Genomic DNA, 14,105 nt, shown 5'->3' on the forward strand with positions numbered 1-14,105 from the left:
ACCCTGAGCCTAGCCACTTCCCCGCGCGCCTGTGGACGACCCCCGGCGCACCGACCCGCAGGGCTAACGTGTGGAGGTGCCCTCGACCGATGACCTGCGATCCCGGACCAGCGATGGCCCCGGGATCCGGCTGGTGGAGGCAGGCATTCCCTCGTCCGGATCGTCACTCGAGGCAGCGCTGACGGCGGGGCCACGCTCCGCGAGCGCCTGGCTCAAGGCATTGATCACCGCCGGAGCCGACGCCGAGGAGGAGCTCTTCTCGATGATTCCGGTCCTCGGGGAGGCCTCGTCGCAGCATGCCGTCGACGACTGGGTCGACCAGGTCGTGGATCTCCTGCGGGCCATCGGCGAGCTCGCCTCTGAGACGGAGTTGCGCACCAATTTGGCAGACGGGGACCTGCCATGACGCGGGGGCTGGCCAACACGGCACCGGGCGATCCGGGCTCGATCGCCCGCCTCGCCACGGCCGCTGGGGTCGTCCAGCGCCGTCTGGCCACTCTCGACCCACCCAAGCCCCCCGTGACCGACGACCTGCCCCGCCGCCTCGACCGGGTGCACCGCGAGTTGGATCGCCAGCGGTGCTCCCTCGACCGAGCACGCACGACGGCGGCCGCTGAGCTGGGCACAGTCGGCGAGGCGTTGCGCACCCACGCCGACGAGCTCTCGACGACGCACGCGTCGCTGCGCGCGGTCCTGGACCGGGCGGCGGTCCGCGGGTTGGTGCTCGAGGACCGTCACCTGCGCCCGGAGCCCGGCATCAGGGGGACGGTCGACGTGCAGCACGAGGTCGACCTGGATGACGAATTGTCCCTTCTCGAGGCTCAGTTGCAGTCCCTCATCCGGGATGCCGCGCGCCGACGAGCTCGCCTCGAGGACGTGCTCCGCGGCTCGATGACTCGTGTGGCCGAGGAGTCCGCCCGACTGCGGCGCGGGTGAGAGGATCGCGCCCATGGACATCCGCACCCGCGCCGACTACGACCACGGGCCCAACGAGGTCTTCACCGTCCTGACGGACCCCGACTTCGTGGCGGCCACAGTGAACCAGATGTCGGTGGGCGGGCAGTCGCACCAGGTGACCACCCGTGGCGACCACACCGTGGTGACCACCCGGCGGACGCTTCCGACCGACGACCTTCCCGATGTCGCGAAGAAGTTCGCTGGGCCCGTGCTCATCCTCGACGAGGTCCAGGACTGGGGACCGGCAGGGCCGGACGGCGCCCGTCACGGGACCGTCACGCTTCGCATCGACGGCGTGCCGGTGGCCCTGACCGGCACCATCGACCTCACACCCAGCGCCAAGGGGGCCACCCAGGAGGTCAGGGCCGACCTCAAGGCCAAGGTCCCTCTCATCGGGGGCACCATTGAGAAGGCCGCCGCCCCCGCAATCCTCGCAGGCATCGACGCGGTCGCCGAGATGGCAAAGGAGCGGCTGCACGGCTGACGGCCTGCTTCTGGGGACTCTCAGCGGAGTCCTTGTCACGCATCGTTCGTTCGGCCATACCTTCCCCTGGACTGTGGGAATCCACGCACGCGGTCAGCCATCGTTGTGCCAGGCAACATCCACCTTCAGCACAGGGTGATCAGGAGGCACTCATGCGCAAGGTGGTCGTTGGCCTCGGTTCCCGCGCTGCCCAACACGACCTTCACCGTGAAGGTCTCCAAGGGCTGACGGGTCAGTCCCTCGTCGATCATGACCGCAGGGGTGTGCCGCGTGACCACGCGGCACACCCCTCCGGTCGTTTGCTCACCCCATGTGCGGGTAGGCGTGACTCGTCGGCGGCACGAAGGTCTCCTTGATCGAGCGTGGTGACGTCCAGCGCAGCAGGTTCTGCGGGGCGCCGGCCTTGTCGTTCGTGCCGGAGGCCCGACCGCCACCGAAGGGCTGCTGCCCCACCACCGCACCGGTCGGCTTGTCGTTGATGTAGAAGTTGCCTGCCGCGAAGCGCAGTGCCTGCATCGCCTCGGCGATGACCTCGCGGTCCTGGGCGATGATCGACCCGGTGAGCGCATAGGGCGAGGACGACTCCATCTGCGCCATCACCCTGCGGAACTGCCCGTCGGGGTAGACGTGGACCGAGAGGATCGGACCGAAGTACTCCTCGGTGAAGATCCGGTCGGTCGGATCATTGGACTCGATGATGGTCGGCCGCACGAACCAGCCCTCGGAGTCGTCGTAGGTGCCGCCGGCCACGATGTTGAGTCCCGCGGTCGCCTGCGCCCGGTCGATGACCGCCTTGTGCTTGGCGAAGGCGCGATCGTCGATGACCGCGCCCATGAAGTTGGACAGGTCGGTGACCGGACCCATCGACAGTCCGTCGGTGATCGTCACGAGGTCGTCCTTGATGATCTTCCACAGCGACCGCGGCACGTAGGCACGTGAGGCGGCGGAGCACTTCTGCCCTTGGTACTCGAACGCACCACGGATCATGGCCGTGCGCAGCACGTCCGGGTTCGCCGACGGATGCGCGAGGATGAAGTCCTTGCCGCCGGTCTCGCCGACGACCCGCGGGTAGTGCCGGTAGTTCGGCAGGTTCTCCCCGATCTGGCGCCACAACTCCTGGAAGACTCGCGTGGACCCCGTGAAGTGAAGCCCGGCGAACTCGCTGTGTCCCAACACTGTTGGAGTGATCGCCGGCCCATGGCCCGTCACCATGTTGATGACGCCGGGAGGCATCCCGGCTTCCTCGAGGACCTCCATGATCATCGAGGCGGCGAACTGCTGGGTGTGGCTCGGCTTCCACACCACCGTGTTGCCCATGAGCGCCGGCGCGGTCGGCAGGTTGCCCGAGATCGCCGTGAAGTTGAAGGGGGTGACGGCGTAGACGAAACCCTCGAGCGAGCGGTAGTCCGTGCGGTTCCAGATGCCCCGCGCATTCGCGGGGGGTTGCTCGGCGAGGATCTGCCGCGCGAAGTGGACGTTGAAGCGCCAGAAGTCGATCAACTCGCACGCGCTGTCGATCTCGGCCTGGTATGCCGTCTTGCTCTGTCCCAGCATGGTCGCGGCGTTGATCCGGGCTCGCCAGGGGCCGGCGAGCAGGTCGGCTGCCTTGAGCAGGATCGCGGCCCGGTCGTCGAAGGAGAGGTCGCGCCAGGCAGGGGCAGCGGCCATGGCCGCGTCGATGGCGGCCCCGGCTTCGGCCTTGGTGCCGTCCCGCAGGGTGCCGAGCACCTTGCGGTGGGCGTGCGGCTGGACGACCTTGGCTGCCTTGCCCTTGCCCTGCACCCGCTTGCCACCGATGACGTGGGTCAATTCGGTCGGTTTGGCGTTGCCCAGTTCGGCGAGCGCCACCTCCAGGGCGGCACGCTCGGCGCTTCCGGGGGCGTAGTCGAGGACCGGCTCGTTGATCGGTGCGGGGGTGCTGGTCACGGCATCCATGAAGGGACACTCCTGGGCTCGGCGATGAGATGCGCTCATCGTCTCACCCCCGCGGTGCATGCTCCCTCAGGGTGCGTCCACGAGCGCGCGAACAGCCTCGATCTCGGTCACGTCATGCCAGAGCAGGTCGCCCAGTTCGGAGCCCACCGTCTCGTCGACGTGGAAACTCACGACCGCCTTCAATGGCAGAGCGACGGTGAGGACACCGGGCATGGGGTGGTCACCGGGAATCGGGTCCACGGCGGTCTCGTCGACGTCCGCAGCCACGACGATCCGACGGCGGCCATCGGCTGTGGCCCACGTCCCGGCCAGATCGGCTGCCTGCAGCCAGGCCTCGTGCTCGCGCTCCTCGGTGGCTCCCGGCGCTACAGCGATGACCTCGGCGCCGGCGGGGAGCGCGCCGGCCTGCAGGGCCAGCAGACCATCGCGGCGCAACGGCAGGTAAACCCGCGACCGGGCCATCAGGACCGCCGTCCACGGGCACGGGGCGCGTCGAGGAGCTCTTGGAGTCCATCCACGATGCCGTGGCCGAGCACGTCGAGGTCGGGGAAGGCATCCCGGTCGGCATACAGCCCGTAGTAGACGCCGCCGTCATAGGACGTCAGACCGATCGAGAGGCCCTGGCCGGGGCTGAGCGGCATCGCCGGGTAACTCGAGACCATCGCCGCGCCCGCGGCATACAAGGGGCGCTGGGGACCCGGCACGTTGGTGACGGCGACGTTGTAGAGGCGCCGGTTGAAGGCGCCGGCCAGGCGAGCCCCCATGGCGTGCATGGTCGGTGGCGCGAAGCCGGCGAGGCCGGCGAGGGTGTCGGCGCCCATGGCACCGCCGCCCTCCATCTGTTGGCGCATGGCGAAGGAGATCTGGTGCAGGCGCATGGCTGCCCGGGGCTCGCCGATCGGCAGGTCGACGAAGCAGGCGGTGAGTTCCTTGCCGGGCTCGTCGGCTCGGTCCAGTCGAACCGGGACCATCGCACGGATGGTGGTCGTGGTGTGAACCGGCTCGCCCCGGGTGAGCAACCACGCCCGGAAGGCACCGGCCAGAGTGGCCAGGACGACGTCGTTGACCGTGATGTCCTCGGCGACATTGCCCTGGGCCAACCGCGCTCGCACGCGCCGGTGGTCCTCGAGGTCCGTGCCGATCATGACGTACCGGCGGGCCCGCCCCACCTTGGCGTTCAGGGGGGACTCGGGGGCCGACCGGGACGCGCGAGCGATGGCCGAGATCACCTCACCCGCCACGGACACTGCCCGGCCCCCGGCAGCCTTGACGTCAGAGACACCGGATCGAACCGTCTCGATGAACTCGGCAGGTCCACGGACCGAGTCCGCGATGGCGCCCACGAGCAATTCGGGCCCCGTGGGTTCGCGAGAGGGGCGCCAGGCGGGAGGGTGGGCCACTTCGGCGTCTTGAGCACCGTCGAGGATGACCTGACCGATGTCGACCGTGTTGTAGCCGTCGACGAGGGCATGGTGGGTCTTGGTGAGGATCGCAAATCGATCCTCGGCCAAGCCCTCGACGAGATAGACCTCCCACAGGGGCCGGTGCCTGTCGAGGGGGCGCGGCATGATCCGGGCCACGAGTTCTTCGAGTTGCGCATCGGTGCCCGGTCGAGGAAGGGCAGAGCGCCGAACGTGATAGCCGACGTCGAAGTGCTCGTCATCGACCCACACGGGGTTGGCCAAACCGCCGGGAACGCCTCTGACCCGTTGGCGGTATCGCGGCACGAAGGCGAGGCGGTGGGCGATGAGGTCGACCATGGCGTCGTGGTCGAAACCCCCAGGTGGCGAGTCGAAGACCATGACCGACCCCACGTGCATGGGTGTCGAGGCGTCCTCCATCACCAGGAAGGAGGCATCGAGCGAGGTGAGTCGGTCAGGCACGGGGCCATGGTGTCAGACAGCGGGCCACTGCGGCACGAGGACGGCTCAGCGACGTCGACGACGTCCCCGTCGAACGGCCGATTCCTGGGTCAGCAACCACCCGCCGGCGAAGGCCCGGATGGCCGTCACCAGCTGTCCGTCGCCTGCGACCTCGCTCAAACTGCGGCCCTCCCAGAGGGCGCGATCGGTCTCGTCCGGGGCCCAGGGCAGGCAATGCACCACGTCGAGCCCGGCGAACCGCCCGAGCAACTCGGTGATGGTGCGCTCCGGGTCGGGGCCGCAGGCGGAACGCCGGGTCTTGTTGACGACGACCCGCGGCGTGACGTCGGCATGCTCCACAACGTCCTGGACCGCGCGGACGAGTCGCTGCAGGCCCACAGGATCGGCGGACCCGACAACGACCAGTTCGTCCGCGGCGGCCAGGCTCGCGAGCGTCGTGGCATTGCGCCGGGGTGCGGCGGTATCGTAGCTGAGCTCTTCGTCGTCCTCGATCGCGAAGCCACAGTCGACGATGACGACCTGCGCCAATCGGGTGGCGACGGCGAGGACGTCCGCCATGGCGGCCGCCCTGACCTCGTGCCAACGATCGGGCCGGGGCAGGCCGGTCAGGACACGCAGGCCGGGGGCCACCTCAGGAGACACCCGCGAGAGCCTGGGCACGTCGAGCATTCCCTGCTCGGAGAGCCGGGCAGCCGCCGCGATGCCGGGCGCCTCATCGACCAGGCCGAGGACTTGCCCGATGCTGCCGCCCCATGTGTCGGCATCGATGAGGAGCACCTGCTTGCCCTCCGAGGCGGCCAGGGCCGCCAGGCTCACCGCGAGGGTCGTCCGGCCGGGGGCGCCGGTCGGGCCCCACACGGCCACCACCCGCCCCACCGGACCGTCATCGCCGGATCCGACCGACTCCTCGGGTGCGATTGACTGCGGGGTCGGATCAAGTCCTGCTCCGACACCAATGGGTCGCAACCCGGAGGCCGCAGCACCGCTTGGACCGACCAGATCGGGTGCTGGTCGGTCCACCGGGTCGGTGGCTCGAGAGAACGCGCCACCGGCACCAACGGACGCCAGCCCTTCGCCGATGCCGAGCGAACGCAGTGACTGGGCGATTGAGTCGGGCGAAGCCCCGGGGTCCACGATGTCGGGGATCCCCAGTTGCCGGAGAACTCGTTCGGCGACCTCGTCATCGGCAGCACAGACGCCGATCGTGCGCACCCCATGACTCGCGAGGGACCTGAGCGCGTCACGATCCACACCACGGAAGGTCGCCGATACCAGCGCGAGGTCGGCGGCACCCGAGGCCGCCACGGACAGCAGTTCCGGAGTGTCGGCGCAGCGGCGGACCACCCGGATGTCGGGCGCCACCTCGAGCGCGGCCACCAGTTGGGCCTCGTGGCGATGGCCGACCGCCGTGAGGAGGGTCAGCGTCATCCCTGTGCTCCGGCGCGGTCACCCGGAACCGGCACCAAGGTGATCTTGGCGGCCAGATCGATGTCCTCGACGAGGCCTTGGACTGCGGAGGTCGGCACAATGAGCTGGATCGGCACCTGACTGGAGATGCCGCCCAGGACGCTGCCCTCCTCGGGGACCGCAGCCACCGTGGCCCGCTCGAGCCGGCGTTCCGGGCCGGCCAGCACGGGTCGACCACCGGGACCGGTCGTTCCGGTGGGCCGATTGACGTAGACGTCGACCAAGGATCCCTGGGCCAGCGAGTTCGCCGCCACACTGTCGACGAGCACCGACACGACACGCGTGTCGACGCGCTCGCGGTCACCCACTGACGACCGGGAGATCAACTCACCCCCACCGATGGCACGCAGGGCGTGCAGGCCCGCGGGCAGATCGCCCTCTGCGCTCAGGTAGCGCCCCATGGTGTCGCCGAGTCGGACATCGACCCGCTGCACGTCTCCGTCACCGAGGGCCTGACCAGGCACGAGGTCGGCTTTCGCGGCATACACGGGCACGGTGTCCTCGGCTCGGGACACCACAAAGCCACCCAGGGCCGTCGACAGCAGGACGAGAAGCAAGCCGACGAGCAGGCGGGAGTCCTTCCACGTCGGCCGGCGGAGCCGGTTGGCCTGAGTGGTCGTGACGTCCGACATGCGTGTTCCTCCCCGGCGCACCCCCTGCACGCCTGAGGCGATTCTGCCCCAGCCGGTGGTGCTTCGCCCGACGGGCGGTCCGCCCTGTGGACACCACGCTTCGATCCGATCACCGGAGTGTCGTGCCTGTGGACGGCGGCGGACGGAGGGTTGAGCAGTGGCAGACTGGACCAACTGTCCACACCTGACAAGGAGACTCCCGGGTGGCCCGCCGCTTCATCCCCCTGACCGAGGTCTCCGAGATCCTCGACATCTCGAGCGACCAGGCCTATGCCCTCGTCCGCAGCGGGGACCTGCCAGCGATCAAGGTCGGCGGCCGTGGCCAGTGGAGGGTCGAGACCGTCGAGCTGGAGGCCTACATCCAGCGGATGTACGCACGCACGCGCGAGATGGTCGAGCCCGAGCAGCGGTCCTGATCCCAACCACCTCGCTCACCGACGTCGGACGACACTGACGGCGTCGAAGGGGATGATCACCCGCCCGAGGACATTTTCGGCCCGCCGAGCCTCGGTCAGGTCATGACGGGCCAGCTCGAGGGCGTCGGCATGGACGACGTCGATCGTCCCGGCCGACCGGCCACCTCGTCGGTCGACCACTTCCACGGGAGCCCGGTCGCGCGCGAGCTCGCGCAGGACTGACCCGAGGCCGAACCGGCGCGAGGTGACATCTGACCCGACGCGTCGGCCGAGCCCGGTGATCGAGAGCACCGCGGCGGTACGCACGAGGTCCTCACCACCGCTCTGCGGTCGAACAAGCAGCCAATCGGCCCCGACGTCGCGAACCGCGCCTTCGATGATCACGCCCCCGTCGAGGACGAGGCTCAGGGGCTGCGTGCGATGGCCGATGACGCGGTCGACCCAGCCGACGAGGGCCTGCTCACGACGCGTTCGATCAGCGGTCTCGGCATCAGCCTCGAGCCGGTTCTGCATCGCCATCTGGGCATCCAGATCCGCGAACAGGTCCTCCCACCGTTGCTCCCCCATGGCTCGAAGGGTGCCATGCCTCCGCCTCGGGGAGCCACCCGGTCAACCCGTCCCAGCAGCGAACGGTTGCACGGCTGACTCATCTCACTTATGGTCATATCCATGCAAACTGCCTCAAATCGCTCTATATCGCCTCATTGGCAAAAGATCGGTTGCCTTCGGCTGCTCACGGGACTGATCGGCGTCACGCTCGGATTGGCCGCCGCCGCTTGGCTCCTGGCGCTCGGCGCCTGGTGGGTCCGAGGTGAGTGGACGCGGTTGGCGAGCGCTGGCCCGGTGTCCCCGGCGGAGGCTCTGATGGTCGGCTGCTGTGCGACGGCACTCGCGGTGGCGACCCTCCTCTGGGTGCTGACCGCTCTCGAGGCCACCAGCCAGGTCTTCCACGGCCTTCGTCGAACGCGCTCTCGGGTGGGCCACGGCATGGTCCCGGCAGTGGTCCGACGCGCCGTGGCCATCGCCCTGGGCTTGGCTGTCACGACCTCGGCCCTGCCGGCCATGGCGTCGGCAGCAACTCCACAGCCCGTCGCCGCAGCCATGGCCGAAGGAACTCCGTCGCCCGTGATCGGGGCTGTCCGCGACGTCGGCTTCCGACCCACTGCCTCGGTCATGCCCGGCGGGACCGTTCCGGCGCCCGCGGCCAACTTCCGCGCCACCGCCCCCACAGTGAAGGTCCAGCCCACGCTCGACCCCCGCCCCGCGATGGCGGCGAGACCACTGGCCGACGAGAAGGTGGTGGTCCTACGGGGCGACACCCTCTGGAGCATCGCGGCAGACCATCTCGCCGCTGGCGCGCCGGACAGCGAGATCGCGGCCGCCTGGCCGCAGTGGTATGCCGCGAACGCCGCTGTCATCGGGCCCGACCCCAACCTCCTGCGTCCCGGAGTAGAGCTCACCATCCCGGGGAAGCGGTGACGGCGATGAGCCCGGTGCCGCCACCGGGAATGTCGACCTGGCTTCCGTCGGTGCGGGCGACCTCCCAACCCACCAACAGACCGGAAGTCGTCTCGCTCGACGAGGCGATCGCGCGATCCCGGGCAGACCGTCAATCCCCTCGCCACATCCAGGGCACCCTCGCGCTCGAACTGGTGCCGGACCGGATCCTCTTCGGACCTCAACCGACGGCCCGCGCCGAGTTGCCCGAGCCCCTGAAGTGGGGCCGCCGACTCGCCCAGGCGCTCGCCGAGGTGTTGGTGGGGTTGCGGCAACCCACGCAGTTGCTGCGCTGGACCACCCCCGAGGTGTATGCCGTGATCGCCCGTCGGTCGCTGGTGGCCCGTTCACGATCGGGCACCTCGGCCAGCGGCCAGTCACCCCGGCCCCGAATCGCTGTACGCAGCGTGCGCGTGTGCGAGCCGGCCGACGGGGTCGCGGAGCTTGCGGTGGTCCTGCAGGACGGTCCTCGCGTGCGTGCCATGGCACTGCGTCTGGTCGGGCAGGACGGGCGATGGCGAGTCGAGGCCCTCCACGTCGGCTGACGTCATCCCCCAATGGCGGCGTCCCGAGGGGTTGCCACTGGGCAGGCCGGGGCCCGGCGCCATCAGAGGGTCAGGAGGTCAGGAGGCCTTGCCGTGGCACATCTTGAACTTCTTGCCCGATCCGCATGGGCAGGGAGCGTTCTTCGGCGTCTTGGTCAACTGCTCCTGGGTGAGCTGCACACCCTGGCCACCTGGTCCTTCGTCGTGCTCCTCGACACCACCGCTCTCACTGGGTGCCGAGTAGTGCAGGTTCCGGGCCTTGGGTGCCTCGAGCCCCGCACCGGTGACCTTCACGCCGTGGCCAGAGGCTGATGGAGCCACCGGCTCGGTGCCATCACTGTGCGTCGCGGACTCCTCGCCGGCCGCACCGGCCAGAGCCGAGAGCATGTCGGAGACGTGCACGGGCTGGGGCGCGGCCGGGGCTTCCTCGGCCTGGACCTCGACGTGGAAGAGCAGACCCACGGCCTCCTCCTTGACCGACTCGTTCATCGCCTGCCAGAGCAGGAAGCCCTCACGCTGGTATTCGACGAGCGGGTCGCGCTGGGCCATCGCGCGCAGGCCGATGCCCTCTTGCAGGTAGTCCATCTCGTAGAGGTGCTCGCGCCACTTGCGGTCCAGGACCGAGAGCATGACGCGACGCTCGACCTCACGCATGACCTCCTCGCCCAGCGCGGCCTCGCGGGCGTCGTAGGCGTGGTGGGCGTCGGAGAGGATCTCCTCCTTGAGCCGCTCGGGCGAGAGACCGGAGAGGCCCCCGGCCGCGTCGGCGAGCTGCTCGGGCGTGACCGAGATCGGGTAGAGGCCCTTGAGGGCGGTCCACAGGCGGTCGAGGTTCCAGTCCTCGGGATAGCCCTCGGCGGTCTCGGCGTCGATGTAGCCCTCGATGACGTCGTTGACGAAGTGGCGCAGCTGCTCCTGCAGGTCCTCGCCCTCGAGCACGCGGCGACGCTCCTCGTAGATGACGGTGCGCTGGCGGTTGAGGACGTCGTCGTACTTGAGGACGTTCTTGCGGATCTCGTAGTTCTGCGCCTCGACCTGGGTCTGCGCGGACTGGATCGAGCGCGAGACCATCTTGGACTCGATCGGCACATCCTCGGCCAGGCCGGCGGTGTTCATGACCCGCTCAACCATGCCGGCGTTGAAGAGCCGCATAAGGTGGTCCTGGAGCGAGAGATAGAAGCGTGACTCGCCCGGGTCACCCTGACGACCGGCACGACCACGCAACTGGTTGTCGATGCGGCGGCTCTCGTGGCGCTCGGTGCCCAGGACGTAGAGACCGCCAGCAGCCCTGACCTCATCGTGCTCGGCGGCCACGGCCTTCTCGGCCGCGGCATACGCCTCGTCCCAGGCCGCTTCGTAGTCCTCGGGCGTCTCCTGGGGGTCCAGACCCCGTGCCTTGAGGTCCTGCACGGCCCGGAACTCGGGGTTGCCGCCGAGCATGATGTCGGTGCCTCGCCCGGCCATGTTCGTCGCCACGGTGACGGCACCTTTGCGCCCGGCCTCGGCGACGATCGCGGCCTCGCGCTCGTGGTGCTTGGCGTTGAGGACCTCGTGCTTGACGCCGCGGCGACGCAGCTGCTCGGAGAGGTACTCGCTCTTCTCGACCGACACGGTGCCGACGAGGACCGGCTGGCCCTTTTCATGGCGCTGGACGATGTCGTCGACGACGGCGTCGTACTTGGCGACCTCGGACTTGTAGACCAGGTCGGGCTGGTCGATGCGGATCATCGGCCGGTTCGTCGGGATCGGGACGACATCGACCTTGTAGATGCCGTTGAGCTCGGCGGCCTCGGTCTGGGCGGTGCCGGTCATGCCGGACAGCTTGGCGTACATGCGGAAGTAGTTCTGCAGGGTGATCGTCGCCAGCGTCTGGTTCTCGTTCTGGATCTGCACCCCCTCCTTGGCCTCGATGGCCTGGTGCATGCCGTCGTTGTAGCGCCGGCCGGCGAGCATGCGACCGGTGTGCTCGTCGACGATGAGGACTTCGCCGTTCATGACGACATAGTCCTTGTCGCGGTGGAAGAGCTCCTTGGCCTTGATCGCGTTGTTGAGGTAACCGATGAGAGGTGTGTTGCTCGACTCGTAGAGATTGTCGATGCCCAGGTAGTCCTCGACCTTGTCGATGCCCTTCTCGAGCACGCCGACCGTCTTCTTCTTCTCGTCGACGGCATAGTCCCCGCGCGGCTCGATGCCCCGCATCGGGTCACCGTCCTCACCGCGCTCGAGGCGCTGGGCGATCCGGGCGAACTCCTGGTACCACTTGGTCGGCTGGTCCGCCGGGCCGCTGATGATCAGCGGCGTGCGGGCCTCGTCGATGAGGATCGAGTCGACCTCGTCGACGATGGCGAAGTTGTGCCCGCGCTGGACCAGCTCGGCCGGGCTCCACGCCATGTTGTCGCGCAGGTAGTCGAAACCGAACTCGTTGTTGGTGCCGTAGGTGATGTCCTTGGCGTACTCCACCCGGCGCTGCTCGGGCGTCATCGAGGACAGGATGCAGCCGGTCTCCAGGCCCAAGGCCCGGTGGATGCGGCCGACGAGCTCGGACTGGTACTCAGCCAGGTAGTCGTTGACGGTGACGACGTGCACGCCCTTGCCGGTCAGGGCGTTGAGGTAGGACGGCAGCGTCGCGACGAGGGTCTTGCCCTCACCGGTCTTCATCTCGGCGACCTTGCCCTGGTGCAGCGCCGCGCCGCCCATGAGCTGGACGTCGAAGTGACGTTTGCCCAGCGTGCGCTTGCTCGCCTCGCGCACGGCGGCGAAGGCTTCGGGGAGGAGGTCGTCGAGGGTCTCGCCGGCGGCCAGGCGGGCCTTGAACTTGTCCGTCTCGCCGCGGAGCTCGGCATCGGAGAGCTTCTCGAAGTCCTCCTCGATGGCGTTGACCTGCCCGGCGATGTTCTCGAGCCTCTTGACCGTCCGGCCCTCACCGGCACGCAGCAGCTTCTCGACGATCTTCACCACGGGGGAACTCTCCTGACGCAGTCACCACTTCGACCGCGGCACATTCCGCGGGGACCAACCAAGACTAGTCGGCTGGGCGGCATACCCCGATATTCGGTTCCCTGCCGTCGGGGCCGCGTGATTGGGTGGACGCCATGGCCGACGGTAGGACGCGCGCTCCCGAAATCCCCGAACTCACCGATGGTGTCGTGCGGCTGCGCGCGCACCGGTTCGGGGACGTGCCCCGGATCGTCGAGCAATGCCTTGACCCTGAGTCGATTCGCTGGACGACCGTGCCGCTGGGCTACGACGAGGCGATGGGTCGCGATTGGGTCGAGACGAGCCACCAGGACTGGGGCGTCGAAGGGGCCAACCGGCTGTGGGCGATCGAAGCGGTCGCCGACGACGACACCGAGCACGCCCACGAGTTCCTGGGGACGATCGACGTCCGCCCCCGAGGGGGTGGCCTTGGCGCGATCGGCTTTGGCCTGCATCCCGAGGGCCGTGGACGGCACCTCATGACGGGCGCTCTGCGGCTGGCCACCCAGTGGTGGTTCGACCAGGGCGGGGTGCGCATGTTCTGGGACGCCAACGCCGGCAACTTCGCCTCGTGGCGCGTGGCGTGGGCGTGCGGCTTCACCTTCCAGGGCGTCATCCCTCAGGGTCTGGACCATCGCGGGACCATGGTCGACGCCTGGCGCGCCAGCGTGGGTCGTGACGACGACCTGACCCGTCCGGTCAAGCCGTGGCGCGAGCAGGTCGTCCTCGAGGGCGAGGGGGTCCGGTTGCGGCCGTGGAGGGACGACGATGTCGATGCCCTCGAACCCGGCGACTCGCCCAGCCACTTCATGCCGCCGGGAGCGGAGCCGATCGCCGAGACCTATGACGCCTGGCGGCTCCGGCGGGGCCTCAACCGCGCGCTGGGCAAGGCGACCAACTGGTGCATCGCCGACAGCGCCACGGATCGAGCCCTGGGTGACGTCTGCCTCATCGAGGACGGCCAGGAAGAGGGCACGGTCGAGCTGGGCTACTTCCTGCTGAGCTCTGCTCGGGGTCGGGGCGCGGCGACCGCGGCGGGGCGCCTCGCGCTGACCTACGCCTTCACGCCCGTTGAGGACGGCGGACTCGGAATGCGCCGGGCGGTCGCCCTCACGGTGGGTGACAACGACGCGAGTTCCGCAGTGCTGCAGCGCCTGGGCTTCGCCGAGTGGGGCCGCGAGCCGGCCTTCTGCGCCCGCGAGGACGGCTCCTTCGACGATGCCCGTCACTGGGTGCTGCGCGCCAACCCAACTTCTGCGTGACGCGGAAAATGGGTTCGCGAACGGTTATTTCTGCGCGAGGTACGAAATTCC

The 14,105-nt window shown here is 69.0% G+C and carries 15 protein-coding genes; 7 read left to right on the forward strand and 8 right to left on the reverse strand.

Features of this window, described 5'->3' with window-relative positions:
* The first annotated feature begins 76 nt into the window (after positions 1-76).
* From BN10_RS04410 to BN10_RS15550, 3 genes are read left to right on the forward strand one after another with little or no spacing between them, the layout of a single operon-like run.
* Entirely contained in the window at positions 77-406 is a 330-nt protein-coding gene (locus tag BN10_RS04410) for a hypothetical protein (RefSeq protein WP_156917130.1), read from the forward strand.
* Positions 403-936: a hypothetical protein gene (locus BN10_RS04415; protein ID WP_010849965.1), complete on the forward strand. Its 534-nt coding sequence runs from the start codon at positions 403-405 to the stop codon at positions 934-936. The genes BN10_RS04410 and BN10_RS04415 overlap by 4 nt, the downstream gene beginning before the upstream one ends.
* A gap of 13 nt (positions 937-949) precedes the next feature.
* Entirely contained in the window at positions 950-1,441 is a 492-nt protein-coding gene (locus tag BN10_RS15550) for a DUF2505 domain-containing protein (RefSeq protein WP_010849966.1), read from the forward strand.
* Positions 1,442-1,566: 125 nt separating this feature from the next.
* On the opposite strand, the gene BN10_RS16705 is transcribed toward BN10_RS15550, so the two are convergent.
* The 6 genes from BN10_RS16705 to BN10_RS04445 form a co-directional block, all read right to left on the reverse strand.
* Positions 1,567-1,719, reverse strand: a complete 153-nt coding sequence (locus BN10_RS16705) for a hypothetical protein (RefSeq protein WP_156917131.1) — start codon at positions 1,717-1,719, stop codon at positions 1,567-1,569.
* A 25-nt stretch (positions 1,720-1,744) separates the two neighbouring features.
* Positions 1,745-3,376 carry an L-glutamate gamma-semialdehyde dehydrogenase gene (pruA, locus tag BN10_RS04425; protein ID WP_010849967.1) on the reverse strand — a complete coding sequence of 544 codons (1,632 nt, stop codon included), beginning with the start codon at positions 3,374-3,376 and terminating at the stop codon, positions 1,745-1,747.
* A 66-nt stretch (positions 3,377-3,442) separates the two neighbouring features.
* On the reverse strand, positions 3,443-3,838 hold the full coding sequence (locus BN10_RS04430; protein ID WP_010849968.1) for a DUF6912 family protein: 396 nt from the start codon (positions 3,836-3,838) through the stop codon (positions 3,443-3,445).
* Complete coding sequence (locus BN10_RS04435) at positions 3,838-5,259, reverse strand: WS/DGAT/MGAT family O-acyltransferase (RefSeq protein WP_010849969.1); 1,422 nt, start codon at positions 5,257-5,259, stop codon at positions 3,838-3,840. The genes BN10_RS04430 and BN10_RS04435 overlap by 1 nt, the downstream gene beginning before the upstream one ends.
* 45 nt (positions 5,260-5,304) lie before the next feature.
* Positions 5,305-6,687 carry an AAA family ATPase gene (locus BN10_RS04440; RefSeq protein ID WP_010849970.1) on the reverse strand — a complete coding sequence of 461 codons (1,383 nt, stop codon included), beginning with the start codon at positions 6,685-6,687 and terminating at the stop codon, positions 5,305-5,307.
* Complete coding sequence (locus tag BN10_RS04445) at positions 6,684-7,358, reverse strand: CpaB family protein (RefSeq protein ID WP_010849971.1); 675 nt, start codon at positions 7,356-7,358, stop codon at positions 6,684-6,686. Before BN10_RS04445 ends, BN10_RS04440 begins: the two co-directional genes overlap by 4 nt.
* Positions 7,359-7,561: 203 nt before the next feature.
* On the opposite strand from BN10_RS04445, the gene BN10_RS04450 reads away from it, so the two are divergent.
* A complete protein-coding gene (locus tag BN10_RS04450; RefSeq protein ID WP_010849972.1) occupies positions 7,562-7,774 on the forward strand; it encodes a helix-turn-helix domain-containing protein in 213 nt (70 codons plus the stop codon).
* Positions 7,775-7,789: 15 nt separating this feature from the next.
* On the opposite strand, the gene BN10_RS04455 is transcribed toward BN10_RS04450, so the two are convergent.
* On the reverse strand, positions 7,790-8,341 hold the full coding sequence (locus BN10_RS04455) for a hypothetical protein (RefSeq protein WP_010849973.1): 552 nt from the start codon (positions 8,339-8,341) through the stop codon (positions 7,790-7,792).
* Positions 8,342-8,443: 102 nt separating this feature from the next.
* Between BN10_RS04455 and BN10_RS04460 the strand changes: the two genes are divergently transcribed.
* Positions 8,444-9,253, forward strand: coding sequence for a LysM peptidoglycan-binding domain-containing protein (locus BN10_RS04460; RefSeq protein ID WP_156917132.1), 810 nt, complete (start codon positions 8,444-8,446; stop codon positions 9,251-9,253).
* Positions 9,254-9,258: 5 nt separating this feature from the next.
* Positions 9,259-9,816 (forward strand): Rv3235 family protein, encoded by a 558-nt coding sequence (locus BN10_RS04465; RefSeq protein ID WP_010849975.1) that lies wholly within the window; start codon positions 9,259-9,261, stop codon positions 9,814-9,816.
* Positions 9,817-9,894: 78 nt separating this feature from the next.
* Here BN10_RS04465 and secA read toward each other — a convergent pair whose 3' ends face one another.
* On the reverse strand, positions 9,895-12,774 hold the full coding sequence (gene secA, locus BN10_RS04470) for a preprotein translocase subunit SecA (RefSeq protein WP_010849976.1): 2,880 nt from the start codon (positions 12,772-12,774) through the stop codon (positions 9,895-9,897).
* 134 nt (positions 12,775-12,908) lie between these two features.
* Between secA and BN10_RS04475 the strand changes: the two genes are divergently transcribed.
* Entirely contained in the window at positions 12,909-14,054 is a 1,146-nt protein-coding gene (locus BN10_RS04475) for a GNAT family N-acetyltransferase (RefSeq protein ID WP_010849977.1), read from the forward strand.
* The last annotated feature ends 51 nt before the right edge of the window (positions 14,055-14,105 follow it).

The organism is Phycicoccus elongatus Lp2 (assembly GCF_000367525.1).
In the GTDB taxonomy this organism is placed as follows: Bacteria; Actinomycetota; Actinomycetes; order Actinomycetales; family Dermatophilaceae; genus Phycicoccus_A; species Phycicoccus_A elongatus.

Coding starts and splice junctions, on each gene's coding strand:
- BN10_RS04445 (WP_010849971.1), bottom strand. CDS start 7,358: ATGTCGGACGTCACGACCACTCAGGCCAACCGGCTCCGCCGGCCGACG.
- BN10_RS04415 (WP_010849965.1), top strand. CDS start 403: ATGACGCGGGGGCTGGCCAACACGGCACCGGGCGATCCGGGCTCGATC.
- BN10_RS04430 (WP_010849968.1), bottom strand. CDS start 3,838: ATGGCCCGGTCGCGGGTTTACCTGCCGTTGCGCCGCGATGGTCTGCTG.
- BN10_RS15550 (WP_010849966.1), top strand. CDS start 950: ATGGACATCCGCACCCGCGCCGACTACGACCACGGGCCCAACGAGGTC.
- BN10_RS04460 (WP_156917132.1), top strand. CDS start 8,444: ATGCAAACTGCCTCAAATCGCTCTATATCGCCTCATTGGCAAAAGATC.
- BN10_RS04475 (WP_010849977.1), top strand. CDS start 12,909: ATGGCCGACGGTAGGACGCGCGCTCCCGAAATCCCCGAACTCACCGAT.
- BN10_RS04455 (WP_010849973.1), bottom strand. CDS start 8,341: ATGGGGGAGCAACGGTGGGAGGACCTGTTCGCGGATCTGGATGCCCAG.
- pruA (WP_010849967.1), bottom strand. CDS start 3,376: ATGGATGCCGTGACCAGCACCCCCGCACCGATCAACGAGCCGGTCCTC.
- BN10_RS04440 (WP_010849970.1), bottom strand. CDS start 6,687: ATGACGCTGACCCTCCTCACGGCGGTCGGCCATCGCCACGAGGCCCAA.
- BN10_RS04465 (WP_010849975.1), top strand. CDS start 9,259: ATGAGCCCGGTGCCGCCACCGGGAATGTCGACCTGGCTTCCGTCGGTG.